This is a genomic window from Nonomuraea diastatica, from assembly GCF_004349015.1.
Classification (GTDB): Bacteria; Actinomycetota; Actinomycetes; order Streptosporangiales; family Streptosporangiaceae; genus Nonomuraea; species Nonomuraea diastatica.
The window spans coordinates 1-23,890 of record NZ_SMKP01000129.1; the positions used below are offsets into that span (position 1 = coordinate 1).

Below are 23,890 nucleotides of genomic sequence, written 5' to 3' on the forward strand. Positions count from 1 at the left end.
CTGCGGGGACGGTGGAGACTGCGGGGACTGATCGTGCGACCGCGACGATGGCCGGAAGCAGGGCGGCGGCCACCGCCCAGAACGCCGATCGCCACCCCCACACCTCGCCCAGCAGGGCGCCTCCGGGCACGCCCGCGACGCACGCGAGCGTGATGCCGCCGAGCAGGACGGAGGTGGCGCGGCCCTTGGCGTCCGGCGGGGCCAGGCCGATCGCGGTCGCCATGGCCACGGCCAGGAAACCGGCGTTGGCCAGCGCCGCCACGACGCGGCTGGCCAGCAGGACCTCGTAGCCGGGCGTGACCGCGCCGGCCACGTGGGCCAGCAGGAACGTGAGCAGGAAGGCCAGCAGCGCGCGCCGGCGGGGCCAGCGCAGGCTCAGGATCGCCATCAGCGGCGCGCCGACCACCATTCCCACGGCGAAGGCCGACGTCAGCAGCCCCGCGGCGGGGACGGATACGTGCAGATCTCGCGCGATGCCCGGCACCAGACCGGACAACATGAACTCGGATGTGCCCTGGGCGAAGACCGCCAGCGCGAGCAGGTAAACGGCGAATGGCATGAGAAGAACTCCGCGACCACGATCGGGCAGGCCGGACGTCGGCCCGCCGAGGGAGGGGGAACCTGATGGCGGCACGCGAGGGCGGCGCACGGCTCAGGTGGGAAACAGCCCGCAGTGCGGTGACCCGAGTGGCGAGCGGTCGCGGTACAGCGAAGATCCCGGCCTCAGCGGGGCCGGGCGAGGCGACAGCGTGAAGCAGCCACCGGACGACCGGTGGCTAGCGTCTTGACGCCTCGGGGCTGGACATACGCGGCAACTTAGCAATCCGGCGGGCGGCCCGTCCAACCGTTTCCTGAACGGCGCCGACCCAGACGTGCGCCGGCGGTACGGCACGCGTGGCGATGATCCGGTCGTAGGGTGCGCCGCCCGGATGGCCGTGGAGTCCGTCCCCGATGATCAACTCTGGTTCGTACCCGAGCCCGTGCAGTGCCGCGGCGGCGCGTTCGGCCACGTCGGAGTCTATCTCGATGGAGGTGATCAGCTCAGGGCCGAGTCGCTGGCACATGGGCGCCGTGGAATAGCCGGTGCCTGTGCCGATCTCCAGCAGGTTGTCGAACGCGTACATGTGCGCCGCGAGAGTGTGGGCGTCGCCTACGTGCCTAACGTTGCTCACGTGGGTGGGGACAAGTTTGACCCGACACCGATTTCACAGCAGGTGGCGGTGATCATCAGGAAGCAGATCAAAAATGGTGAGCTGGGCCCCCGCGACCGGATTCCGTCCGAATCAGAGATGGTTCGAGACCATGGGGTGGCGCGTGACACGGCCCGTCAGGCCGTCGCCCTGTTGCGTGAGGAAGGCTGGGTGCTGACCCTGCCACAACGGGGCAGTTTCTCGCCGACCGGGAGAGCTGGCCGGCGCAGGGCTCCGCGGCTCGCCCGCGGGGTCAGCCGGCGGCCCGGGTGAGGCGGGCGGCCAGCTCCCGCAGGCGCGTGGTCAGCTCGGCCGGCTCGTGCACCTCGAACTCGCAGCCCAGCGAGAGCAGCCGGAAGGCGAGCCAGTCCAGGGTGTCGGCGTGCATGCGCAGCCGGCAGGTCCGCTCGTCTTGGCGTACGACCTCGCCGAGCGCCCTGACGACCTCCGTGACGACCTCCGTGCCGACCTCCGTGCCGGGGCCGTGCAGCGTGACGACGGCCTCGTACGTGGGGGCGGAGGAGTAGAGCCTGTCCGCCACGTAGGCGGCGGCGTCGGCCGGCGGCTCGCGCGGCGTGACCCTGGCGCCCGTCCGCAGCAGACCGGCGATGCGGTCGATGCGGAAGATCCGCCAGTCGTCGCGGTCGTGGTCGTGCCCGAGCAGGTACCATCGCCGCCCGGCCGCGACCAGCCGGTGCGGGTCGACCAGCCGCCCGCCCGTCCTGCCGTCGTTCGTCCGGTACACGAAGCGCACGCGTTCCCTCCCCGTCACGGCCATCGACAGGGCGGCGAGCAGCTCCGGATCGACCTCGGGCGCGCCGGGCACGGGCATCGGCACGGTGGCGGCGCCGAGCGCACCGACGCGATGGCGCAGGCGGGCCGGCAGCACCTGTTCGAGCTTGGCCAGGGCGCGTACCGACGCCTCCTCGATGCCCTGCACCGGATGCCGGGCGGCGGTGGACAGGCCGACGGTGATGGCCACCGCCTCCTCGTCGTCCAGCAGCAGGGGCGGCATCGCCGTGCCCGCGACCAGCCGGTATCCGCCGTCGGCGCCCATGCTGGCCTCGACCGGATAGCCGAGGGCTCGCAGGCGTTCGACGTCGCGCCGAACCGTGCGGCGGCTGACGCCGAGCCGCTCGGCCAGCTCGCCGCCCGGCCACTCGCGTGGGGTCTGGAGCAGGGACAGCAGGGTCAGGAGGCGGGAGTCGCTCATGAATTTCAGCATGCCCGACATGTAGGACCAGTCCTGACCTACTGGACGTTTAGCGTGGTCAGCACCTACTCGAACCAGGAGGAAACATGACCGTCAGCGCGATTCCCGAGGGCTACACCAGCGTCACGCCGTGGATCATCGGCCACGACACGGCCGGCCTGATCGACTGGCTGAAGGCCGCTTTCGACGCCGTCGAGCTGGGCCGCATGACCGATGCCGAGGGGCGCATCGGGCACGCGGAGGTCCGCATCGGCGACGCGGTGGTGATGATGTTCGACGCCAGGCCTGACTGGCCGCCCACACCCGCCTTCCTGCGCCTGTACGTCCCCGACGCCGACGCCGTCCACCGCCGGGCCGTCGAGGCGGGTGGGACGTCGGTCACCGAAGTGACCCATCTGTTCTTCGGCGACCGGGCGGGGCGGGTGCGTGACCCGTTCGGCAACCTCTACTGGATCCATACCCACATCGAGGACGTCTCGGAGGAGGAGCTGGAGCGCCGCCTGGCCGACCCGGAGTTCACGAAAGCGATGGAGTACGTCCAGAGTGCGGACTTCTTCCCTGACAGAGACCGGTGAGACCGATGATCGCCGGCACCGGGAAGAGCATGAGATAGAGGTTCGGGATCCACCAGGCCAGGGAGAAGTCGCCGCGCAGGGTCCAGAAGGAGATCGCCATCAGCCCCGAGGCCATGGTCAGCACCAGCGACACCAGCATGAGCCGCTCCCCCCGCCCGCTCATGAGCAACCGCAGGCTGGTCAGCCCGGTGGCGCCGGCCAGCAGATCGATCCACAGGAACGACCAGTTCCAGTCGGCCATCACGGGATCGGCGTAGCCGGCGAACGCCCACTCGGGCGGGATCAGGCCGAGCCCGACGATCGTGAAGTAGGCCACGAACCCTAAGTCCGTGACCAGCATCAGCACCTTAGTCGTGCGCAGCACGGTCGATCACCTCCATGAGATGACGCCGGGTGGGCTCGTGCAACTCGGGCCCCGGCTCGCCGAGCCCGAGCAGCCGCACCGCCCACCAGCCGTCCACGGCCAGGCGCACGGCGGTCGCGGCGGCCGGGTCGATGCCGTCGTCGGCCAGCCGCGCCTGCCAGGTCGCGAACCGCTCGCGCAGCGGCTCCAGCCCTGCCGGGTCGACCAGCACCGCGGCCAGCAGCGCGGCGGTGACCCGGTCGGCCGGGGCGGAGGTGTGCCGCTCGGGGATGGTGGCCTCGACGTAGGCCCGCAGGAAGTCGCCCGGCCTGCTGCCGGCCTGGGCGAGCGCGGCGTCGAAGGCGTCGGTCAGCCGTTCGACCATCGCGGCGACCAGCGCCTGCTTGGTGGGGAAGTGGTAGAAAAGGCCGCCTTTCGACACCCCGGCGCGCCGGGCGACCGCCTCCAGGGTGAGCGACTCGGCCCCCTCTGACAACAACACCTCGGCGGCGGCGTCGAGCAACCGCTCCTTGGAACTCGGTCTGGGCATGCCGTTAATATACCGGCTGGCCGGTATATTAACGAACTCCAGATCGCCATATCCCCCGAGCATGGCTGCGGCAGAGCCGCACGGGCGTGATCATCCTGGCAGCCTTGTCGGGCTGGCAGCACGGATTCTGCCTGGCCAAAGTGACAGATGACGGTCCCGGCACCGCGCATGGCAAGTTCCTGCCCGGCCATGTGTCGTTCATGATGGCCCGCCCTCACCGCGCCCCACTGCCGGACGCCGGCCTGCCAGGCAGGGTCGGGTCACTCCGTCCGGCAAGCCTCGACCCCAACGACATCTGGGGAGATTGGACCTCCACGTGGGTGGCCCAGCTCGCCGCCCCCAACGCCCAGCACTCGCTGGTCTTCGCCGATGACGGGCGCGCCGAGCACCTGCTCACCGACCACGTCTCGCAGTCATGGGCATGGATCTCAGCAAGCGGCATGGGATGGGTTGTCCGCCAGAACGGCCCACAACGCTTGTGGGATGCCATCGAGAAGGCGATCCACATCTGGGACGGCGCAGGACGTCCCCATCAATCCGCGTTCGGGATCACCATCACGCCCGGTGCACAACGGATATGGCTGGGAGCCCCTGACGGCCCGAGCCGGAATCTGCCCACCTCCGCAGGTTGGGAGCCATCCCCGCCGTACTCAGGCCGCGGGCTGGACCGCGCGGGCCGATCCGGCCAGGAACTCAAGCACAAGCGGGCTCGCGACCTCGCGGAACTCCTCGAAGTACGCGTGCCGTGCCCCCTCCACCATCCACAGCCGCGCATTCGGGATGCGGCCTGCCAGCAGTGGCGCGTTGGCCGCCGGGTTGAACACGTCGTCGGTGCCGTGCACGATCAGCGTGGGGGCGGTGATGGCGGGAAGCGCATCCCAGCTGTCGTGCCCGGCGCTGGCGGCCAGGTGGCGACGCCGCGCGTACGCCGGCATGCGCGGGTCGCCGACGGTGCGATGCGGGCCGGGGTGCGTGGCCAGCCAGGCGGGTGTGTACATGAGCTCCAGGAGCGCCCGTTCGGCCGCCGCCCGGTCCGGCTGGGTCAGCGACCTGCGGACGTCATTGTCCCGCTCGAATCCGTGGGCGCCGCCCGGCGAGCTGCACCCGAGCACCAGCGCCCCGACCCGCTCCGGATGGTCGGCCGCCAGCCACTGGGCCACCCGCCCGCCCATCGACGTGCCGTAGACGTGCGCCCGCTCCACGTCCAGCTCGTCGAGCACGGCCAGCACGTCGGAGGCGAACCCGCGAGTCGTGTACGGCTCGTCGCGCTTGTCACTGTCGCCGGTGCCCCGGTAGTCGAAGGTGACCGTCGTGTACGCGGACTCGAAGTCGGCCCGCACCGGGTCCCACCAGCGGTGGTCGTTGGCCTGGCCCTGCACCAGCACGAGGGGCGGCCCGGCGCCGCGGACCTGGTAGGACAGCTTGACGCCGGTGGCGTTCGCGTATGGCACGCCTTCAATGGTGCCCTACGCGCGGGCTCGTACGTCATCGGAGCGGTCATGACCGTGGACGACGGCGGCGTGCTCGTGTGAATCTTTTCCGGAACGTGTCCGGTACGCGGCCTCGGCTCCGACGTCCCTGGTGAGAGGCAACGGAGGAAGGACCCACCACGATGAAATACATGATCCTTTCGTACGGTTCGCAGCGTGACTACGACGTGCTGTCGGGCAAGGACTCCGGAGACGAGGCCGCGTGGGCCCCGGAAGCCGTGGAGGCGATGGTCACGTTCATGACCGAGTTCAACAGGGAGCTGGAGGGGTCGGGAGAGCTCGTCGAGACCCGGGGCCTGGCGGCGCCCGTGCACACCAGGAGGCTGGAGTCGAAGGACGGTCGGCCGGTCGTGACCGACGGGCCGTACGCGGAGACCCAGGAGGTGCTCGCCGGCTACTGGATCGTCGACTGCGAGAGCTTCGACCGGGCCACCGAGATCGCCGCCAAACTGGGGCAGTGCCCCTACCCCGGCGGTGCCTACGACGACGCCTACGCCGACGTCAGGCCCATCATCGACTCCGCGGCTGACATGGGATTCTGAGTGACGGGCGAGCCGGAGACCGAGGACCTGCTGCGTGAGCTGGCGCCGCAGGTTCTCGGCGCGCTCGTCCGGCGGTACGGGCACTTCGCCACCGCCGAGGACGCCGTACAGGAGGCGCTGCTCGCGGCCGCGCTGCAGTGGCCGGACGAGGGCGTGCCGGACAACCCGCGGGCCTGGCTGATCACCGTGGCGTCGCGGCGGCTGACCGACCTGCTCCGCAGCGAGCAGGCGCGCCGGCGCCGCGAGGACACCCTCGCCTCGTGGACGCTGCCGGAGGAGTGGTTGTCGCCCGCCGCCGACCAGCCCGCCCCGGCGGCGGACGACACGCTGGTCCTGCTGTTCATGTGCTGCCACCCGTCGCTCGCGCCCGCCTCGCAGATCGCGCTCACGCTCCGCGCGGTGGGCGGCCTCACCACGCAGGAGATCGCCCGTGCCTTCATGGTGTCGGAGGGCACCATGACGCGCCGCATCACCAGGGCGAAGGACCAGGTCAAGCGGAGCGGGGTGCCGTTCCGGCTGCCCGGGGCGGGCGAGCGGGCCGTGCGCCTCGGCGCGGTGCTGCACGTGCTCTACCTGATCTTCAACGAGGGCTACTCCAGCTCCTCAGGGCCCCACCTGCAGCGCGCGGAGCTGGCGGCGGAGGCGATCAGGCTCGCCCGCGTGGTCCACCGCCTGCTGCCCGACGATGCCGAGGTGGCCGGGCTCCTCGCGCTCATGCTGCTCACCGACGCGCGGCGACCTGCGCGCACGGGCCCCGACGGCGCGCTCATCCCGATGGCCGAGCAGGACCGCGGCCTGTGGGACGCTGCCGCCATCGAGGAGGGCATCGCCCTCGTCACCGCCGCGCTCTCCCACCGCACGCCCGGCCCTTACCAGCTCCAGGCGGCGATCGCGGCACTGCACGACGAGGCGCGCACCGCGGAGGAGACCGACTGGCCGCAGATCGTGGCCCTGTACGAGCGGCTGCTGGAGTTGTCCGGCAACCCCATAGTGGCGCTCAACCACGCCGTCGCCGTGGCCATGGCCCGCGGCCCGCAGGCGGGCCTCGACCTGCTCGAACGCCTCCAGCACGACGACCGGCTGGCCGGTGACCACCGGCCGTACGCGGTCCGCGCGCACCTGCTGGAGATGTCCGGCGACCACGCGGCCGCCCACGAGGCGTACGAGGAGGCGGCCGGTCGCGCCATGAGCCGGCCCCAGGAGCGCTACCTGCGCGCCAGGGCCGCCCGGCTCGAGCCCGGCTCGCCCGCGTGACGGAGCGGCTCGACGTCATCGCCGGCCCGCGCGCTCACCGCCATCCTGCTGATGCGGGACGTCTCCGTCAGCAGTCCGACGGCGTCCCCGCAGGCCGCCGTCCGTTCCTGAGCCGCCGGAAAAATCGCCCGCCGGGAATGTCCGGCCGCCTGCCGGGGTTGTATGATGCGTGGCCGGTGTGATCAGTGTCCCCGGGCCTCACCTATTGCCTTCGCGGACTACCGTTCGGCTGGAGCCGCGTTGTGCCTTTCGCCGAGAGGCGACCTGCACACCGGTGCGCACTCGTGGGGCGCCCGCCCTCTCCGGAGGGCGGGCGCTTCGCGCGTTTCATGCCCTCCCGTAATAGGGATCGGTGACGCCGCCCGGGGAGGCCAGGGCCTCGGTGTCGAGCCGGGTCAGCTTGGCGCCCGCCAGGTAGGCGCTGTCGAGGAACTCCAGCACCGCCGTCACCGGGTCTTCCATGCCCCGCACGTCGTCGTAGCGGAGCACGGCCAGGTGGCTGCCCCTGGCCGGCGACCATTCGGCCTGCGCGGGCCGCAGCGGCTCGCGCTCCAGCCCATCGGGCTCGGGCGCGGTGTAGGAGTAGAACGCCGGCCATGGACGTTCTTTGTCGCCGAACCAGAAGCCCGAGCTGATGACCTCCCAGCTGTAGGCCTCGCGGGTCACCGGGTCGGCGTCGGGCGAAACCCGGACCACCCGCCCGGTGAACCGGGTGACGGCGACGTCGAACGTGTGCCAGAAGTGGTGCACCGGGCTCGTCTTGCCGGCGAAGCCGGCGGCGAAACGGTCGAGGAGCTGCACCACCTGCGACAGGACCCGCCAGTAGCGGTTGATCAGCACGGGGTCGTAGCGGGCGTGCAGGGAGTCCTCGGGGAACGGCGTGTCGTCCCCCATGTCGAACGGCACCGCCCAGATCTCGGGCCGGATGCCCAGCCCGGCCAGGGTGTCGAACAGCCGGTCGTGGAACGACGCCACCGACCGCCCGATCAGGCCGAACTCCGCGCTGCGTCCGTCGAGCAGGTCGATCACCAGGCGGTGACGGACGAGGTCGAAGTCGATGCAGAACAGCGGCTGCTCGCCCAGGCCGCCCATGGGCCGCGTGGTGAGCCCTCGCCCGGTCGGGTGGAAGGGAACCTGCCACCAGTGATTGCGCCGGTTGCTCGAAGCCAGCCGGATCTTGCCCACGATCTGCGCGAACCTGTGGAAGGTCTCTTTGGCCTCCGTCCACTCGGCGAGCGGCATGGCAGGAAACAGCTCCATGACGGCCCCCCTTCTGGTGCTTCCCCGCCATCGTAACTACCGGGGGTGTTCGAACGGTTCTCCGGGGTCATGGGCGGAGCCTCCGGCGGTCATGCGGAGCTGACGTATTTCCTGGGGCGCAGCGCGTGAGCCCGCAGCGCCGCCAGCGCGGCCAGCTGGCCGGGACGGCGCATCCGCACCGCCAGCTCATCGCTGTACGCCAGCTCCAGTGCCGTGAGCTGGGCGACCAGGTCGGTCACGGGCGCGGAGACATCCTCCAGGCTCGTCGCGGGATGCCAGCCCTCGCCGCCGACGACCTCCGCCACCCGCTCGCGCAGCTCGGTGGGCGACATCAGGGTGCCGTCGGCGAGCAGCATGAGCGCGGCCTCGCGGGCCGACACCTCGAACTCGTGCTCGCCCCTGGCCAGCAGCAGCTTGGTGACCGCCGACCACATGGTCTTCGGTGACTTGAGCAGCCGCTTGCCGCGCTCGGTGATGATCAGTTTGGCGCCCTCGCGGCTGATCGCGCCCAGCTCGCGTTCGGCGAGCTCGCGCAGCCTGAGCGCCTCCGGTGACGGGGCCAGCCGCAGCGGCAGGCTGCCTTCCGACGTGGCGGCCAGGGAGAGCAGGCGGTGCAGGGCGGGCAGGGGTTGCGGGGTCACGGGCGCGTGCAGGCGCACCTCGAACGGCTGGGCCAGCTCACGTCTGGCCGGGCCGCGGCCCAGCACCCAGCGGTTGAGCCGCTCGCCGTGCACCCGGTTGAGCCAACTGTCGCCGCCCAGCTCGGCCCGTGGCTCGGTGAGCCAGCGGCGGGTGAGCGCGGTGCGGTCGACGCTCGCGCGGGCGACGATGGCCAGCTCCAGCGCGGCGGAGCAGGCCAGGTGGGCGCCCAGCTCCTCCGGGCCCATGATCATGCTCCACTGGAGTTCGGGCACGTCGGGCGGGAGCACGCCCGTGGCCTCGAGCGCCTGCTGGTAGGCGCTCGCGCCGGAGTCCTCGCCCTCGCGGGCGTACGTGCGCAGAATCTTGATCGTCGTGGGGGACGTGCACAGGTCGGCGTACCGCTCCAGCCCACCGAGCCGCAGCAGTTGTCCGAGCGAACGTGCCAGGCGCTCGTGGTCGCCTCCGGGCTTGAGCGGCCCTACCTTGATCGGCAGGGTGTACCAGAGAAACTCGCAGACGTCGAGCTGGGTTACCGTCTCCAGCGGCTCCCCACCCGTCAACCATTCGACGGCGATCCTGGCCTCTTCGGCAAGGTCCGGCTGAGAGCGCTCCAACTCGGCGAGAAGGGCGGTGACATCCGGTGCACTCATGCCTCGAAGTTTGCCGTATCGACCCCGGACCTGACGATGTCGGAAAGCGGTGCGTATCGGGTCTTGCACTGCGACTGCCCTAAAAAACCACTATTGAGCCGACGGAAACGTGATCATATCCACCGTTTCTCGAACAACATGCGTGCCTTCCACTCGGTGTACGGGATGAGCTCGCCCGACAGGACCGGGTGCAGCCACCAGAAGTTGATCAGCGCGAGCAGGGCGAAGGCCCCGACGGCGGCGGCGCCTATGGTACGCCGTACGGGCATGGAGCCGTCGGCCCTCGTCTTGGCCGGCCCGATGAGCAGCCCCGCGCACAGCGTGATGGCCAGCACCATGAACGGCACCATCGGGATGGCGTAGAAGAGGAACATGGTGCGGTTGCCGGCGATGGCGAAGTAGAACCACGGCAGCCAGCCCATGGCGTAGGCCAGCAGCACGGCGCCGGCCCGCCAGTCGCGTGAGGAGACGTACCACGCGATGAGGGCCACCAGCGCGGCCACCGCGCCGAACCAGATCACCGGCGTGCCCACCCCCAGCACGGCCTCCGAGCAGTCCTTGACGCCGCAGGCGTTCTTCTTGGCCTCGTAGTAGAAGGCCACGGGACGCAGCAGCAGTGGCCACTGCCACGGCTCGGACATGTAGGGGTGGGAGGTCTCCAGCCCGCTGTGGAAGGTGAAGACCTGCCATTGGTACTGGACCCACGACCGCATCGAGTCGAAGACGAAGTAGAGCGGCCCGGCCGAGGTGGCCTGGCCCCAGTTGCGGCCGTAGCCGGTGGCGGTGACGAACCAGCCCGTCCAGGTGGCCATGTACGCCACGAACGGCACCGCCGTGAAGGCCAGGGCGCCCTGCGGCACGTCCTTGTTGAGCGCCCCCATGTAGGGGCTGCGCAGCCCCACGGCCCTGCGTGCCCCGAAGTCCCACATCAGCGACATGATCGCGAACGCCACCGCGAACGCCAGGCCCGACCATTTGACCGACATCGCGAAGGCCAGGCACACGCCGGCGGCGATCCGCCACCACCGGATGCCCAGCGACGGCCCCTGCGGCGACAGGGGCGAGCTCTCGTACCAGGTGACCAGCCGTTCCCGCGCCTGGTCGCGGTCGGCCACCAGGCAGGCGAACGCGGCCAGCACCCAGAACATCAGGAAGATGTCGAGCAGCGCCGTGCGGGAGAGCACGAAGTGCAGGCCGTCGAGGGCCAGCAGCAGGCCGGCGAAGCAGCCGAGCAGCGTCGAGCGGGTCATCCGCCGCGCCACCCGGGCCAGGACCAGGATCGACAGGGTGCCGATCACCGCGGCGGCGAAGCGCCAGCCGAACGGGTTGAGTCCGAACAACCACTCGCCCGCGCCGATCATCCACTTGCCCAGCGGCGGGTGCACGACGTAGGAGGCGCACTTGTCGAGGGTCTCGGCCGTGCACGACTGCCAGATGCCGCCGGTGTCGCCGGCGATGATCGCCTTGTCGGCGTCCTTGACCGCGACCCGCTCGACACCCCAGGTGATCAGCGAGTAGCCGTCCTTCATGTAGTACGTCTCGTCGAACACCACGGCCTTAGGATGGCCGAGCTGAAGGAAACGGAGGATCCCTCCGAAGACGGTGATCAGCAGCGGGCCGACCCATCCCCACAACACGCTTCCGCGCATGGGAGGGAGCACCCGATCGCGTACGGACCGGGCGGCCTCGTGCTGGCCGTCGCCGGCCTCCGAGTCGTCAAAGGCCTGGTACGGGGAATCGGTCACCGCCATTCGGCCATCGTACGGGCCCCCAGCGGAAAGCCATGCAGAAACACCGTCTAATGGGGATACCCTGCCACAATGGTCAGGTGACAGGAGACGGCGGCAGGCTGGTGCTGGCAGGAGCCCCCATAGGCCAGGCAGGCGACGTCTCGCCCCGCCTGCGCCAGGCGCTCGAAGACGCCGACGTGGTGGCCGCCGAGGACACCCGCCGGCTGCGCAGGCTCGCCACGGAGCTGGGGGCGGAGATCACCGGCCGGATCGTGTCCTACTACGACCAGAACGAAGCGGGCCGGGCCCGGGAACTCGTCGAGGTGTTGCGAGAGGGCCGCACGGTCGTCGTGATCACCGACGCCGGGATGCCGGGCGTGTCGGATCCGGGCTACCGCCTGACGAGGCTCGCGGTCGAGGCGGGCGTCACGGTCACCGCGCTGCCGGGCCCCAGCGCCGTCACCACCGCCCTGGCCGTGTCGGGGCTGCCGAGCGACCGCTTCTGCTTCGAGGGTTTCCCGCCGCGCAAGCCGGGCGAGCGCGCCCGCCGCCTGGCCGCGCTGGCGGACGAGGAACGCACGATGGTCTTCTTCGAGGCGCCCCACCGGCTGGCGAGCTCCCTCACGGCCATGGCGGAGGCGTTCGGGCCCGGCCGCGGGGCGGCGGTCTGCCGCGAGCTGACCAAGACCTACGAGGAGGTGCGCCGGGGCGGCCTCGGCGAGCTGGCCGCCTGGGCGGAGGGCGGCGTCAAGGGCGAGATCACGGTCGTGGTCGCCGGTCATGTCGCGGGGGCGGAAGAGCACGACATGGACGCGCTCGTCGCGCAGGTCGACCGGATGGTCGCCGAGGGGACGCAGCGCAAGCTGGCCGTCGCCGAGGTGGCCAAGGGGGCGGGGATCCCCAAGCGCGAGCTTTACGATCTGGTGCACAGGAGATCAGCGACACCATAAGGTGCGCATCGTGAGAAATTGGGGGGCATCACCGCGTCGACTGATCCCGCCGATGCAGGACGGCGTCCTGCTGGGGTGGGTGGGGCCGATCGTGGTGGCGATCTTCGGCGGCATCCTCCGCTTCGTCAGGCTCGGCGATCCCAAGTCCGTCGTCTTCGACGAGACGTACTACATCAAGGACGCCTACTCGCTGCTGACCCACGGGGTCGAGCGGACCATGCTCGGCGACTCCGAGAACCCCATCGCCGACCGTCGTCTCATCGCCGGCAACCTGGACATCTTCAAGCAGTGCGCGCAGCCGTCCGACTGCGCGTCGTTCGTGGCCCATCCGCCGCTGGGCAAGTGGATGATCAGCGTGGGCGAGTGGTTGTTCGGGCTCAACCCGTTCGGCTGGCGCTTCGCCGCCGCGGTGATCGGCACCCTGTCGATCCTGGTCCTGGCCCGGGTGGCGCGGCGGATGACCCGATCGACGCTGCTCGGCTGCCTGGGCGGGCTGCTGCTGGCGCTCGACGGGCTGCACCTGGTGCTGTCGCGCACGGGGCTGCTCGACATCTTCCTGATGTTCTGGGTGCTGGCCGGATTCGCCTGCCTGGTGGCCGACCGCGACCAGGCGCGGGAACGGCTGGTCAGCTGGTACGAGAGCTCACCCGTCGCCGGCATGGGGCCGCGCCTCGGGCTCAGGTGGTGGCGGATCGCCGCGGGCGCCTGCCTCGGCGCCGCGTGCGCGGTCAAGTGGTCGGGCATCTTCTTCCTGCTCGCGTTCGCCGTCATGAGCCTCATGTGGGACGTGGGGGCCAGGCGGGCGCTGGGGGCGCGCCGGCCGGTCAATGGGGCGCTGGCGTACGACCTGCCCGGCGGGTTCGGGGCGATGGTGCTCGGCTCCGCGGCGACGTTCGCGGCGTCGTGGGCCGGGTGGTTCGTCAGCGCGGACGGATGGGGGCGCAACTGGGCCCAGGCCACCTCGTCGGGACCGGCGTTCTTCGTGGTCGACTCGGCGCGGTCGTGGGTGCAGTACCAGCTGGAGGTGCTCGGCTTCCACAGCGGGCTGGACACCTACCACCAGTACATGTCGGAGCCCTGGCAGTGGCCCGTGTTGTTGAGGCCCGTCACCTTCCACTACGCCGGGGACCTGCCGCCGTCGGCGTGCGGGGCCGACAAGTGCTCGCAGGCCGTGATCGCTGCCGGCACCCCCGCCCTCTGGTATGGGGCAGCGCTCGCGCTGATCGCCCTCGTCGTGTGGTATTTCAACACGCGCGACTGGCGGGCCGGCGCCGTGCTGCTGGCCTACGCGGTCGGCTGGCTGCCGTGGTTCTACTACGCCATCGCCGACAACCGGACGATGTACCTGTTCTACATGATCCCCGTGGTGCCGTTCATGGTGCTCGCGCTCGTGCTGGTGGCGGGGCTGGTCCTGGGGAAGGCCGCGGCAACGCCCGCACGGAGGGCGTTCGGGGCCGCGGCCGCGGGCGCGTTCGCGCTCATCGCCCTGGTCAACTTCTGGTGGCTTTACCCGGTGCTGACCGCCGAGACCATCGCACACGCAGAGTGGTGGGCCCGGATGCTCTTCCGTTCTTGGGTGACCGCCGCACCGAAGTGACGCCCCTGCGCAGCGTGATCGCCGCCGCGATGCAGGCCAGCGGCACGGCGGGAAGCACGTAGCGGTAGTCGAACTCCGCCGTCGCGGCAGGGGCCAACAGCAGCCCGAACGCGCCGAGCCACGGCAGCACGACCGGGCCGCCGAACTTGCGCCACCGGACCACGACGCCGTACAGGCCGATCAGCAGGATCCCCCCGACCACGATGCCGCGCAGGTAGAACACCTTCTGGTAGCCGCTCATGATGTCGGCCCACGGATGCACGATCCTCGTCTCGGGCGGGCCCTGCTCGTAGCTGAACGCGTCGGTGTCGGTGCGGCCGCCCGCATACGACGACCACCTCGGCAGCCGCTTGGGCTGGCCGTTCTCGTCGATCTCGTAGTAGGGCTTGAACTGGTACATGTTGTACGTCGACTCGTCGGGGAAGCGCGGCCGGGCCCAGTGGAACGAACGGAAGAAGTCGCGCACGACCACCTGCAGATAGTCGCCGGGCTGCGACAGGATCGCCCGCGTGGCGAACTTGCTGGCGGCCTCGTTGGTGATCTCGCTGAACTTCTTGTTGGTGCCCCAGCGGTGCAGCACCTCGCCGGTGCCGGTGCCGTCGCCGTTGCCCTGCCCCCACAGATACCACTGGGCGTAGTCTTTGCGCTGGTTGACCGGGTCGTTGATGCACAACAGCAGCAGCTGCACCTCTGTGTACTTGTCGATGTCCATCTTGTTGCAGTCGGCGAAGATGGCCGTGCGCATGTACAGGATGAGGCCGTCGCTGTTGGTCATGGCGAACTTGCCGTACGCGGAGGCGAACCAGCCCATGTAGGCCAGCACCGGGATCGCGCAGGCCGTGATGACGGCCGTGATGGGCCGCCAGCCGGTGCGTTTGACCAGGAGATAGAGCACCACCAGGGCCAGGATGGGCAGGCCGATCGAGCGGGTCAGCCACGTCAGCGCGAGCAGCAGGCCGATGACGGTGCCCGCCTGCCACGTCAGCCGCCGCTTCCACAACACCATCGTGATGACGCCGACCACGAGCAACATGAACATGGTGTCGGACATCACCAGCTGCTCCAGCTGGATCTGGTAGGCGTCGAACAACACCGGCGCGGCGGCCAGCGTCGCCCCCCACTTCGGCAGCCTGAACTTGATGCGCAGCAGCGCGTAGATCAGGCAGGCCGTGGCCAGGCCCATCAGGTGCTGCGTCAAGACCACCAGGGTGAAACTGTGGAACGGCTTGAGCACCATCAGCCAGAAGCTGTAACCGTCGGGCCTGATCGGGTGGGGCCTCGGGTGCAGGGCCACCGAGACGTACTCGTACGAGTCGTTGAACCACATGGCCGGGCCGTAGCCGAGCATGGTGATGACCCGCAGCACGGCGCCGACGCCGAAGGCCGCGGCGAACACCCGATGCCGGCGCAACATGGACAGCGCACGGGCTGCCGGGCCAGGAGCGGAGTGGTCCACAGGGGTAATCTCCGCGACGCTCACCATGCTGTAAAGAATGCCAGTCGTTTGTGGGTCTTGACCCGACCACACTCGGGCACAGGGCATGATGGTTGACTGGAACAGCCTTAACTGAAGGGTAGACACGTGGAACTGACGGTGGTCATGCCCTGCCTCAACGAGGCGGAGACCGTGGAAGTCTGTGTGCGCAAAGCACTGGCGTGCATGGCGGAGCACGGCATCGAGGGCGAGGTCCTGATCGCCGACAACGGCAGCACGGACGGCTCGCAACAACTGGCCCGTGATGCCGGCGCCCGCGTTGTCCACGTCGATGAGAAGGGCTATGGCAACGCCCTCATGGGCGGGATCCGGGCGGCGCGCGGCAAGTTCGTGATCATGGGCGACGCTGACGACTCCTACGACTTCACCTCACTGCTGCCGTTCGTCGAGCAGTTGCGCGACGGCGCCGACCTCGTGATGGGCAACCGCTTCAAGGGCGGCATCGCCCCGGGGGCCATGCCTCCGCTCCACCGCTATCTCGGCAACCCGGTGTTGTCGTTCATCGGCAGGCTGTTCTTCCCCTCGGCGATCGGCGACTTCCACTGCGGGCTGCGCGGCTTCAGGCGCGATTCCATCCTGCGGCTGCAGTTGCAGACCGGCGGCATGGAGTTCGCCTCGGAGATGGTGGTCCGCTCCACGCTGTCCGGCCTCGACGTTCGCGAGGTGCCCACGACGCTCTCGCCCGACGGCCGCTCACGCCCGCCGCACCTGCGCTCGTGGCGCGACGGCTGGCGCCACCTGCGTTTCCTGCTCCTCTACAGCCCCAAGTGGCTGTTCTTCTACCCCGGCGTGCTGATGATGGTCATCGGCCTGGTCGCGAGCACCGCGCTGACGTTCGGCCCCGTCGAGATCGGCGAGCTGGCCTTCGACGTCGACACGCTGGTCGGCACGTCCGCGCTGATGGTGATCGGCTTCCAGGCCGCGCTGTTCGCGCTGTTCACGAAGGTCTACGCGGCCGAGGAGGGTTTCCTGCCGGAGTCGCCGCGCATCCGCAGGATCATCGACATCGTGACCCTGGAGAAGGGGCTCGTGGTGGGCGGCCTGCTGGCGCTGGCCGGCCTGGTCGGGCTGGTGATGTCGCTGGTGCACTGGCAGGTGCGCAGCTTCGGCGAGCTCAACCCGCGCGAGTCGCTGCGGCTCGTCGTGCCGTCGGCGACGGCGCTCGTCATGAGCTTCCAGACGATCTTCGCCTCGCTGTTCATCAGCATCCTGGGCATCCGCCGCACGCGCGAGAGCTCCATCGACGTGGCCGCTAAGGCGGCCGAGGAGGCCGCGGAGGCGATCTCCCTCGAGAAGTCAGAACGATAAGCATCTTTTACGCGCTGCCGGGGCCGGGCCAGCCGCCGACCCCGGCTCGCGCCTGTCCAGGGAAACGCCCTCTGACCGGTCAGTGGCGCGCCGCCGTTACGGAGCGCCCTCTCAACCCGTTCCGTGGTCAAGGCGTGGACCACGGAACACGGGCAAGGGTGAGCTCGTGTTGCGGTGGGTCAGCGGTGCAGGGTCAGAGGCCGTTTCCTGGAGGGCCCTCAGCCGGAGTGCGGCGCGTGGCTGGCTGCGGCAACGCGTAACAAATGATCTTTAGAGACCCCGTAAGCTAAGGCACATGTCCCAGCACATCTTGACCGCCGTCGCGTGGCCGTACGCTAACGGCCCTCGCCACATCGGGCACGTCTCGGGTTTCGGCGTGCCGTCCGACATCTTCAGCCGCTACCAGCGGATGGCGGGCAACAAGGTGCTGATGGTCTCCGGCACCGACGAGCACGGCACACCGATCCAGGTGCAGGCCGACAAGGAGGGCGTCAGCGCCAAGGAGCTGGCCGACCGCTACAACCGCGTCATCGCCGAAGACCTGACCGGGCTCGGGCTCGCCTACGACCTGTTCACCAGGACGACGACGAAAAACCACTACGCCGTCACGCAGGAGATCTTCAAGGGTCTCTATGACAACGGCTACATCTTCCCCCAGACCACGATGGGCGCCATCTCGCCGTCCACGGGCCGCACGCTGCCCGACCGCTACATCGAGGGCACCTGCCCCATCTGCGGCTATGATGGCGCGCGCGGTGACCAGTGCGACAACTGCGGCAACCAGCTCGACCCGATCCAGCTGATCAACCCGGTGAGCCGCATCAACGGCGAGACGCCGGTGTTCGCCGAGACCGAGCACTTCATGCTCGACCTGCCCGCCTTCGCCGAGGTGCTCGGCTCCTACCTGCAGTCCAAGCAGGGCGAGTGGCGGCCCAACGTGCTGAAGTTCGCGCTCAACCTGCTCGGCGACCTGCAGCCGCGGGCGATCAGCCGCGACCTCGACTGGGGTGTGCCGATCCCGCTCGACGGCTGGCGCGACCAGCCCAACAAGCGGCTCTACGTGTGGTTCGACGCCGTCATCGGCTACCTGTCGGCCTCGATCGAGTGGGCCAGGCGCTCCGGCGACCCCGACGCGTGGCGCCAGTGGTGGCAGAATCCCGACGCCCGCGGCTACTACTTCATGGGCAAGGACAACATCGTCTTCCACGCCGAGATCTGGCCGGCGATGTTGTTCGGCTACAGCGGGCGGGGTGACCGCGGTGGCACGCCCGGGTCGCTGGGTGCGCTCGACGCGCCGTCCGAGGTGGTCTCCAGCGAGTTCCTGACGATGGAGGGCCGCAAGTTCTCCTCCTCCCGTCAGATCGTCATCTACGTGCGCGACTTCCTCGAGCGCTACGACGCCGACGCCCTGCGCTATTACATCGCGGTGGCCGGCCCGGAAAACCAGGACACCGACTTCACCTGGCAGGAGTTCGTCAACCGCAACAACGGCGAGCTGGTCGCGGCCTGGGGCAACCTGGTCAACCGGTCGATCTCGATGGCGGCGAAGAACTTCGGGGCCGTGCCCGAGGCCGGCGACCTGACCGACGCCGACCGGGCGCTGCTTGAGCGTTCGCGCAACACGTTCGGCCCGGTCGGCGCGGAGCTCGGCAGGTCGAGGTTCAAGAACGCGATCACCGAGGCGTTCGACGTGGTCCGCGAGGCCAACAAATACCTGGCCGAGCAGGAGCCGTGGAAGCTCAAGAGCGACCCCGAGCGGCAGAAGTCGATCCTGCACGTGGCGCTCCAGGTGGTCGACGACGCCAAGACGATGCTCACGCCGTTCCTGCCCAGCTCGTCCAACAAGGTCCACGCCATGCTGGGCGGCGAGGGCGTGTGGTCGGGCATGCCGGAGATCCACGAGGTCGACGAGGACGGCGGCGCCCCCTACCCGGTGATCACCGGCGACTACGACGGGGCGGCCCGCTGGGAGCACCAGCCCATCAAGCCGGGCACGCCGCTCGCGCCGCCGGTGCCGCTGTTCAAGAAGCTCGACCCGAAGGTCGTCGACGAGGAGCTGGCCCGCCTGGCCGACTGAGGCGCCGGGGCTCGTCCGTGTGCCGGGCCCGGTGCTGCCGAGGCCGGCGACGCGCATGGAGACTACGTTGGATGGTGTGACCAAGCTTCCCGCCGCGCCAGAGCCGCTTTCCTCGCCCGTGTTCGACAGCCACTGCCACCTCGACATCATGGTGGGCGACAGACAGGCGTCGTCGGGCGATCCGGTGGCGCGGGCCGCGCAGGCGGCTTCGGCCGGCGTGCGCGGCATCCTGGAGGACGCCAGGGCCGTCGGCGTGACCCGGCTGGTCACGATCGGCTACGACCTGGCCTCCTCCCGGTGGAACGCGGAGCTGGCGGCCGAGCAGGAAGGCGTCTACGCCGGGGTGGCCGTCCACCCCAACGAGGCCCACGAGGCCACGCGCGAGGTGCTGGCCGAGATCGAGGCGCTGGCCCGGCGGCCGGAGGTGCGCGCGGTGGGGGAGACGGGGCTCGACTACTACCGCGACTGGTCGAGCAGGGACGACCAGCACGCGAGCTTCCGTGCCCACATCGAGATCGCCAAGCGCACCGGCAAGGCGCTGGTCATCCATGACCGCGAGGCGCACGACGACGTGCTGAAGGTGCTGGCCGAGGAGGGGGCGCCGGAGAAGGTGGTGTTCCACAGCTTCTCCGGCGACGCCGAGATGGCGAAAAAGTGCGCTGAAGCGGGATATTTCATGTCGTTCTCCGGCCCGGTGACGTACAAGAACGCCGCCTACCTGCGCGAGGCCGCCGAGGTCGCGCCCGAGCAGCTCATGCTGGTCGAGACCGACGCCCCCTACCTGCCTCCCGTCCCGCACCGCGGCAAGCCCAACGCCCCCTACCTCATCCCGCTCACCCTCCGCTGCCTGGCGGAGGTCAAGGGCGCACATCCGGACCGGTTGTGCGAGGCGATCAGCGCCAACGGAGTCACGGTCTTCGGCGAGTGGTGACCATCGTTTGGTGAACCGGCGGATCCGGCGGCACGACCACAACTAGCGTTCGGGCGTTTCCCGTCCGTAACCGGAGGTGGTCCGTGCGAGGCAAGAGGCGCGCGCCGCGCCCGCCGATCCCGTGGCGCTCCCCGTGGACGCCCGTCGTGTGCCTGGCGGGCGCGGTGGCGATCGGCACGCTCGTGGCGGCGTCGCTGCTGGTCAAAGAGGTCATCGTGGTCGTGGACGGCGAGCAGGCAGCCGTCCGCGGCATCGCGGGGACCGTGGAGGAGGTGCTCACCGACGCCGGGATCTCGGTGGGCGCCGGCGACGTCGTACACCCGGCCGCGCGCGAACACGTCGCCGACGGCGCCGTCATCGAGGTGCGCCGCGCCCGCCCGATCACGGTGACCGTGGACGGCCGCACGAGCACGCATCTCGTCACCGCCACGAACGTCGCGGACGCCCTGACCGAGCTGGACATCGAGGCGGCGCGGGGCGAGCTCTCCGCGTCGCCGGGCCAGGCGGTGCCGCTGTCGGGGATGTCGCTCACCGTCCACACCAGGCGCGAGGTGCACGTCGTCGTGGGCTCCCGGCGGCTCACCTCGCGGACGACCGCCAGGACCGTACGGCAGGTGCTCAAGCAGATGCGCATCGCGCCGGGCCGCGGCTACCAGGTGACCCCGCCGCCGGGCGGCTTCCCCGAGGACGGCACGGTCATCACGCTCACCCCGCAGCACATCGAGCCAGTCAAGCCCGCCGTGACGCGGCTCGACTGGCCCGCCCTGGCCGAGTGCGTCGCCCGCGGCGACCCGCTCGCCTACAACCCCGACGGGCCCCACTACGGGATGTACCAGTTCAGCCTGCACATGTGGGAGGCCGTGGGCGGCATCGGGCTGCCGAGCAGCTGGCCCGCGGAGGAGCAGACCTACCGGGCCCAGCTCCTCTACCAGCAGGTGGGCGGCGACTGGGAGAGCCAGTGGCCGGCCTGCGGCGACCGCCTGCTCCGCTAACCGGCCACCGACACCCCGAAGTCGGTGCCCTCGGGCGGCTGCAGCGGCCGTGCCGTCTCCGCGTTGCGGCCCGTCACCGCCACCCTCCCGTACGGCTGCGCGTCCGGCTGCCCCACGAAGAGTTTGTTGCCGCTGAAGGCCACCGACCAGCCGAACAGCCCGTCGCGGGTCGGCAGGACACGTTCATCGGAGGCGTCCTGCCACGACACCACCCGGACGCCGCCGCCGTAGGGCGCGCCGATGGCCAGCCTGCCGTCATCCGACGTGGCCAGCGAGAAGCCGAACGCCTGCTCGCCCGCCTGCGTCACCGTGCGCATCGGCTTCCTGTTCTCGTCGAGAAGCTGCACGGTTCCAGGCCCCGGCGAGCTCACCGCGTACCCGGCGCCGTCGGCGTAGGCCACCGCGTAGCCGTACCTGTCGCCCGAGGCGTTGGCCGGCGAGTCCAGCTTCACCGTCGTCAGCTCGGTCGCCAGGACGTCGTCGATGAAGACGACCGAGCCCGAGTCGACCTTGCCCGCCTCGACCTGGCGGCCCAGGCCGTCGTCGTTCTCGTACGGGACGCCGACGATCAGCCCGTTCCCCGGCCCGAACGCCATCGACCAGCCGAACTGGTCGCCCACCTCGCTGTTGCCCCGGACGTCCACGGACTCCTGGCTGATCCTGCGCAGTTCGCCCGTGCCCCTGCGCACGTAGACGGCGCCCACGTCGAGCAGCCGGTTCTCGTCCTCGTACGGTGCGCCGATCGCCACCAGGTCGCCACGCGCGGCCAGCGACCAGCCGAAGTGCGCGAACCGCTGCGGCCGGGCCGCCGTCAGCCGCTGTGAGGGCGAGGAGCCCGCGCCGTAGACGACGTACGCGGCTCCGGCGTCCTCGACGCCGTCGACGTCCGCGTACGGGGCTCCGATCACGAGGTCGGCGCAGGCGTCACCGTCGACCTTCGCCAGCCGTACCGACCAGCCGAACGCGTCGCCCCTGGCCGGCCCGGGAACCGTGATGGGGGCGACCTTGCCGCCCGACAACACGTGCACCGACCCCTTCTGCCCGTCGCCGAACGGGTCGCCCACCGCCACGTCGGCCACGCCGTCACCGTCGAAGTCGGACTCTCCCGCGCACGCGGCCCCTGAGGCGGACACGAGCGGCGTCACCGCGGCGAGCAGGAGCGTGACGAGGGCCGATCGGATCATCACAGCGTGACCTCGATCTGCTTGCCGTTCTCCAGCATGGTCGCCGTCACCTTCACGGGTTGGCGGTAGTTGGGCAGGTCGAACACGAACGCGCCGTCCACCCGCCCGCCGGGCAGGATGGCCGGGGGCAGGGTGACGGCGGCCGGATCGTGCTCGGCGCCCCGGTCGTCGACCATGGAGACGACCGGCTGGACCAGCGGCTTCCGCTCGCCACCCGGATTGATCATCGTCCAGCGGATGACGCAGAACTGGCCCTTGGACGCCGTCGTCCCCTCGTACGTCCTCAGCCCGCACTCCGGGGCGGAGGGGACGACGGCGACGGGGTCGTCGAAGTCCGGGCCCAGCACGAACCTGCGGCCCACGTCGTTGGGGCGCGCCCCCGGGGATGCGGCGCCCGCGTCGCCGGGAGTGGTGGCGGTACGGTCGGAGGTCACGATCAGCACGCCGGCCGTCACGACGATGGCCAGCACGGCGGCCGCGGCGGCGATGAGCCAGCGGATGCCGGGCTTCTTCGAGTCGCCGAGCGTGGCCGGCTCGTCGCCAGGCCGGTCCGTGGGGATGCTCCGCTCGCCGGGCCGGGTGTCCGTGCTGATCGCGGTCGGCGGCTCCGGCCACCGTCCCTGGGGCTTCGCGCCGCGCTGGGCGGGCTGCGGGGCTCCGTCCTGGTGCTTCTGGGCGTCCCAGCGGGCCAGCTCGTCCCTGGCGGCCCGTTCCTCGTGCCGGGCTCGTTCCTCGACGGACGCCTGCGTCTCGCCGGCCGAGCTCTCACGAGGGTCTCCCGCACCGGGCCGCGGCCTGCCGGGCGGAACGCCGGAGCCCTCGTGACCCGGATCGCCCGGCGGCGAGTCCGGCATCGGGCGGCCGGGGCCGGGAGGGTTGTCCGGGCTGCCCATCGCCGTCTCCCGGCGGGTGGCGTCGTCCGACCGGGGCGTCGTGAACGTGGCCGTGACGTCCGGATCGTCCTCCTGCGGCGGCCGCCAGTCGTTCAGCATCTCGCTCGCCACCAGCGTGGGAGGGTTGATCGACGGCGCGGGCGTGTTCCCTCCTACCAGTGCGATCAGCAGATCCTGCGCCGTCGGGCGCTGCGTGGGGTCCATCGAGGTGGCCAGCCGGACGAGGTCGTCCAGCGGCGCCGGCAGCGTACCCAGGTCGGGCTGGGTGTTCAGGACACGGTGGGCCAGCGTGATGGGGTCGCCCCGGCCGAACGGGTGCCGCCCGTTGCCCGCGTACGCCACCAGGCAGCCCCAGGCGAAGATGTCGGCCGCCGGGCTGACCGGCTCGCCGCGCACCTGCTCGGGCGCCCACCAGCCCGGGCTCCCCAGCAGCTCGCCGGAGAGCGTGAACCCGCTCTCCCGGTCGAGCGCCCTGGCGATCCCGAAGTCGATCACCCGGGGCCCGGACAGCGAGAGGATCACGTTCGCCGGTTTGAGGTCCCTGTGCACGAGCTCGGCCACGTGAATGGCCGCCAGCGCCGCCGCGACCCCGAGCGCGACGCCGTGCAGCGGGCCCGGGTCCAGGGACCCGTGCTTCGATATCTGGTCGGACAGGGGGGTGCCCGCGATGTACTCGGTCACCATGTAGGGCCTGCCGTCCCCGGTGTTGCCGTTGTCCAGCACCTGGGCCGTACAGAACGACGCCACCCGCCGGGCGCTGTCGACCTCCGCGTGGAACCTGGCCGCGAACCCCTGCTGGTTGGCGAACTCCGCCTTCACGACCTTGAGCGCCACGAACCGCCCCGTCGGCGCCCGTGCGAGGAACACGGTCCCCATGCCCCCTTCGCCTAACCGCCCGAGCAGGCGGTACGGCCCGACCTCCCGCAGGTCCGTCGGGCGTAGGGGCGCGGCGCCCGTTGGCTCCATGAGGGACGTCCCTTCCTGTTCCACGCCATCCTCTCCTTTGGTCTCCCCGTACACCATC

Annotated in this window: 22 protein-coding genes; 10 read left to right on the forward strand and 12 right to left on the reverse strand. The window is 70.5% G+C overall.

The window, feature by feature from the left end; all coding sequences use genetic code 11:
• Positions 1-559: MFS transporter (locus tag E1294_RS35010; RefSeq protein WP_132515261.1), on the reverse strand; the 559-nt coding region annotated here is incomplete at its 3' end.
• Between the two features lie 217 nt (positions 560-776).
• Positions 777-1,124: a methyltransferase domain-containing protein gene (locus tag E1294_RS35015; RefSeq protein WP_132515262.1), complete on the reverse strand. Its 348-nt coding sequence runs from the start codon at positions 1,122-1,124 to the stop codon at positions 777-779.
• 90 nt (positions 1,125-1,214) lie between these two features.
• Between E1294_RS35015 and E1294_RS35020 the strand changes: the two genes are divergently transcribed.
• A complete protein-coding gene (locus E1294_RS35020) occupies positions 1,215-1,463 on the forward strand; it encodes a winged helix-turn-helix domain-containing protein (RefSeq protein WP_281284562.1) in 249 nt (82 codons plus the stop codon).
• Here the strand turns inward: E1294_RS35020 and E1294_RS35025 are convergent.
• Entirely contained in the window at positions 1,444-2,403 is a 960-nt protein-coding gene (locus E1294_RS35025) for a helix-turn-helix transcriptional regulator (RefSeq protein ID WP_132515264.1), read from the reverse strand. The two genes, E1294_RS35020 and E1294_RS35025, sit on opposite strands and share 20 nt — an antisense overlap.
• Positions 2,404-2,489: 86 nt before the next feature.
• Between E1294_RS35025 and E1294_RS35030 the strand changes: the two genes are divergently transcribed.
• The gene (locus tag E1294_RS35030; protein ID WP_132515265.1) at positions 2,490-2,978 is read left to right on the forward strand and encodes a VOC family protein; all 489 of its coding nucleotides are present in this window, start codon (positions 2,490-2,492) and stop codon (positions 2,976-2,978) included.
• Here E1294_RS35030 and E1294_RS35035 read toward each other — a convergent pair.
• The 3 genes from E1294_RS35035 to E1294_RS35045 form a co-directional block, all read right to left on the reverse strand.
• Complete coding sequence (locus E1294_RS35035) at positions 2,920-3,342, reverse strand: DUF5360 family protein (protein WP_220448100.1); 423 nt, start codon at positions 3,340-3,342, stop codon at positions 2,920-2,922. The two genes, E1294_RS35030 and E1294_RS35035, sit on opposite strands and share 59 nt — an antisense overlap.
• A complete protein-coding gene (locus tag E1294_RS35040) occupies positions 3,326-3,871 on the reverse strand; it encodes a TetR/AcrR family transcriptional regulator (protein ID WP_132515266.1) in 546 nt (181 codons plus the stop codon). Before E1294_RS35040 ends, E1294_RS35035 begins: the two co-directional genes overlap by 17 nt.
• 650 nt (positions 3,872-4,521) lie before the next feature.
• Entirely contained in the window at positions 4,522-5,322 is an 801-nt protein-coding gene (locus tag E1294_RS35045; protein WP_132515267.1) for an alpha/beta fold hydrolase, read from the reverse strand.
• A gap of 170 nt (positions 5,323-5,492) precedes the next feature.
• Between E1294_RS35045 and E1294_RS35050 the strand changes: the two genes are divergently transcribed.
• Both E1294_RS35050 and E1294_RS35055 read left to right on the forward strand, forming a co-directional pair.
• The gene (locus E1294_RS35050; RefSeq protein ID WP_246083506.1) at positions 5,493-5,903 is read left to right on the forward strand and encodes a YciI family protein; all 411 of its coding nucleotides are present in this window, start codon (positions 5,493-5,495) and stop codon (positions 5,901-5,903) included.
• Complete coding sequence (locus E1294_RS35055) at positions 5,904-7,157, forward strand: RNA polymerase sigma factor (RefSeq protein WP_132515269.1); 1,254 nt, start codon at positions 5,904-5,906, stop codon at positions 7,155-7,157.
• Positions 7,158-7,484: 327 nt separating this feature from the next.
• On the opposite strand, the gene E1294_RS35060 is transcribed toward E1294_RS35055, so the two are convergent.
• The 3 genes from E1294_RS35060 to E1294_RS35070 form a co-directional block, all read right to left on the reverse strand.
• The gene (locus E1294_RS35060; protein WP_132515270.1) at positions 7,485-8,417 is read right to left on the reverse strand and encodes a DUF5996 family protein; all 933 of its coding nucleotides are present in this window, start codon (positions 8,415-8,417) and stop codon (positions 7,485-7,487) included.
• A gap of 89 nt (positions 8,418-8,506) precedes the next feature.
• Positions 8,507-9,709 carry a hypothetical protein gene (locus tag E1294_RS35065; RefSeq protein ID WP_165977631.1) on the reverse strand — a complete coding sequence of 401 codons (1,203 nt, stop codon included), beginning with the start codon at positions 9,707-9,709 and terminating at the stop codon, positions 8,507-8,509.
• Positions 9,710-9,822: 113 nt separating this feature from the next.
• Complete coding sequence (locus tag E1294_RS35070) at positions 9,823-11,460, reverse strand: dolichyl-phosphate-mannose--protein mannosyltransferase (RefSeq protein ID WP_132515271.1); 1,638 nt, start codon at positions 11,458-11,460, stop codon at positions 9,823-9,825.
• Positions 11,461-11,510: 50 nt separating this feature from the next.
• Here E1294_RS35070 and rsmI point away from each other — a divergent pair, with 50 nt between their 5' ends.
• Both rsmI and E1294_RS35080 read left to right on the forward strand, forming a co-directional pair.
• On the forward strand, positions 11,511-12,389 hold the full coding sequence (gene rsmI / locus E1294_RS35075; RefSeq protein WP_181958605.1) for a 16S rRNA (cytidine(1402)-2'-O)-methyltransferase: 879 nt from the start codon (positions 11,511-11,513) through the stop codon (positions 12,387-12,389).
• A 52-nt stretch (positions 12,390-12,441) separates the two neighbouring features.
• Positions 12,442-13,986: a dolichyl-phosphate-mannose--protein mannosyltransferase gene (locus E1294_RS35080; RefSeq protein ID WP_132515273.1), complete on the forward strand. Its 1,545-nt coding sequence runs from the start codon at positions 12,442-12,444 to the stop codon at positions 13,984-13,986.
• On the opposite strand, the gene E1294_RS35085 is transcribed toward E1294_RS35080, so the two are convergent.
• Positions 13,880-15,469 (reverse strand): hypothetical protein, encoded by a 1,590-nt coding sequence (locus tag E1294_RS35085; RefSeq protein WP_246083508.1) that lies wholly within the window; start codon positions 15,467-15,469, stop codon positions 13,880-13,882. The two genes, E1294_RS35080 and E1294_RS35085, sit on opposite strands and share 107 nt — an antisense overlap.
• A gap of 99 nt (positions 15,470-15,568) precedes the next feature.
• Between E1294_RS35085 and E1294_RS35090 the strand changes: the two genes are divergently transcribed.
• From E1294_RS35090 to E1294_RS35105, 4 genes are all read left to right on the forward strand, one after another.
• Positions 15,569-16,789, forward strand: coding sequence for a glycosyltransferase family 2 protein (locus E1294_RS35090; RefSeq protein ID WP_181958606.1), 1,221 nt, complete (start codon positions 15,569-15,571; stop codon positions 16,787-16,789).
• Positions 16,790-17,084: 295 nt separating this feature from the next.
• Positions 17,085-18,866, forward strand: coding sequence for a methionine--tRNA ligase (gene metG, locus E1294_RS35095; RefSeq protein WP_132515274.1), 1,782 nt, complete (start codon positions 17,085-17,087; stop codon positions 18,864-18,866).
• 55 nt (positions 18,867-18,921) lie between these two features.
• The gene (locus tag E1294_RS35100; protein ID WP_132515275.1) at positions 18,922-19,797 is read left to right on the forward strand and encodes a TatD family hydrolase; all 876 of its coding nucleotides are present in this window, start codon (positions 18,922-18,924) and stop codon (positions 19,795-19,797) included.
• Between the two features lie 83 nt (positions 19,798-19,880).
• The gene (locus E1294_RS35105) at positions 19,881-20,789 is read left to right on the forward strand and encodes a resuscitation-promoting factor (RefSeq protein WP_132515276.1); all 909 of its coding nucleotides are present in this window, start codon (positions 19,881-19,883) and stop codon (positions 20,787-20,789) included.
• On the opposite strand, the gene E1294_RS35110 is transcribed toward E1294_RS35105, so the two are convergent.
• Both E1294_RS35110 and E1294_RS35115 read right to left on the reverse strand, forming a co-directional pair.
• Positions 20,786-21,973, reverse strand: coding sequence for an FG-GAP repeat protein (locus E1294_RS35110; protein ID WP_132515277.1), 1,188 nt, complete (start codon positions 21,971-21,973; stop codon positions 20,786-20,788). The two genes, E1294_RS35105 and E1294_RS35110, sit on opposite strands and share 4 nt — an antisense overlap.
• Positions 21,973-23,856, reverse strand: a complete 1,884-nt coding sequence (locus E1294_RS35115) for a serine/threonine protein kinase (RefSeq protein WP_246083509.1) — start codon at positions 23,854-23,856, stop codon at positions 21,973-21,975. Before E1294_RS35115 ends, E1294_RS35110 begins: the two co-directional genes overlap by 1 nt.
• Between the last annotated feature and the right edge of the window lie 34 nt (positions 23,857-23,890).

Coding starts and splice junctions, on each gene's coding strand:
- E1294_RS35015 (WP_132515262.1), bottom strand. CDS start 1,124: ATGTACGCGTTCGACAACCTGCTGGAGATCGGCACAGGCACCGGCTAT.
- E1294_RS35025 (WP_132515264.1), bottom strand. CDS start 2,403: ATGAGCGACTCCCGCCTCCTGACCCTGCTGTCCCTGCTCCAGACCCCA.
- E1294_RS35030 (WP_132515265.1), top strand. CDS start 2,490: ATGACCGTCAGCGCGATTCCCGAGGGCTACACCAGCGTCACGCCGTGG.
- E1294_RS35040 (WP_132515266.1), bottom strand. CDS start 3,871: ATGCCCAGACCGAGTTCCAAGGAGCGGTTGCTCGACGCCGCCGCCGAG.
- E1294_RS35050 (WP_246083506.1), top strand. CDS start 5,493: ATGATCCTTTCGTACGGTTCGCAGCGTGACTACGACGTGCTGTCGGGC.
- E1294_RS35060 (WP_132515270.1), bottom strand. CDS start 8,417: ATGGAGCTGTTTCCTGCCATGCCGCTCGCCGAGTGGACGGAGGCCAAA.
- E1294_RS35065 (WP_165977631.1), bottom strand. CDS start 9,709: ATGAGTGCACCGGATGTCACCGCCCTTCTCGCCGAGTTGGAGCGCTCT.
- E1294_RS35070 (WP_132515271.1), bottom strand. CDS start 11,460: ATGGCGGTGACCGATTCCCCGTACCAGGCCTTTGACGACTCGGAGGCC.
- rsmI (WP_181958605.1), top strand. CDS start 11,511: ATGGGGATACCCTGCCACAATGGTCAGGTGACAGGAGACGGCGGCAGG.
- E1294_RS35080 (WP_132515273.1), top strand. CDS start 12,442: ATGCAGGACGGCGTCCTGCTGGGGTGGGTGGGGCCGATCGTGGTGGCG.
- E1294_RS35085 (WP_246083508.1), bottom strand. CDS start 15,469: ATGGTGAGCGTCGCGGAGATTACCCCTGTGGACCACTCCGCTCCTGGC.
- metG (WP_132515274.1), top strand. CDS start 17,085: ATGTCCCAGCACATCTTGACCGCCGTCGCGTGGCCGTACGCTAACGGC.
- E1294_RS35100 (WP_132515275.1), top strand. CDS start 18,922: ATGGAGACTACGTTGGATGGTGTGACCAAGCTTCCCGCCGCGCCAGAG.
- E1294_RS35110 (WP_132515277.1), bottom strand. CDS start 21,973: ATGATCCGATCGGCCCTCGTCACGCTCCTGCTCGCCGCGGTGACGCCG.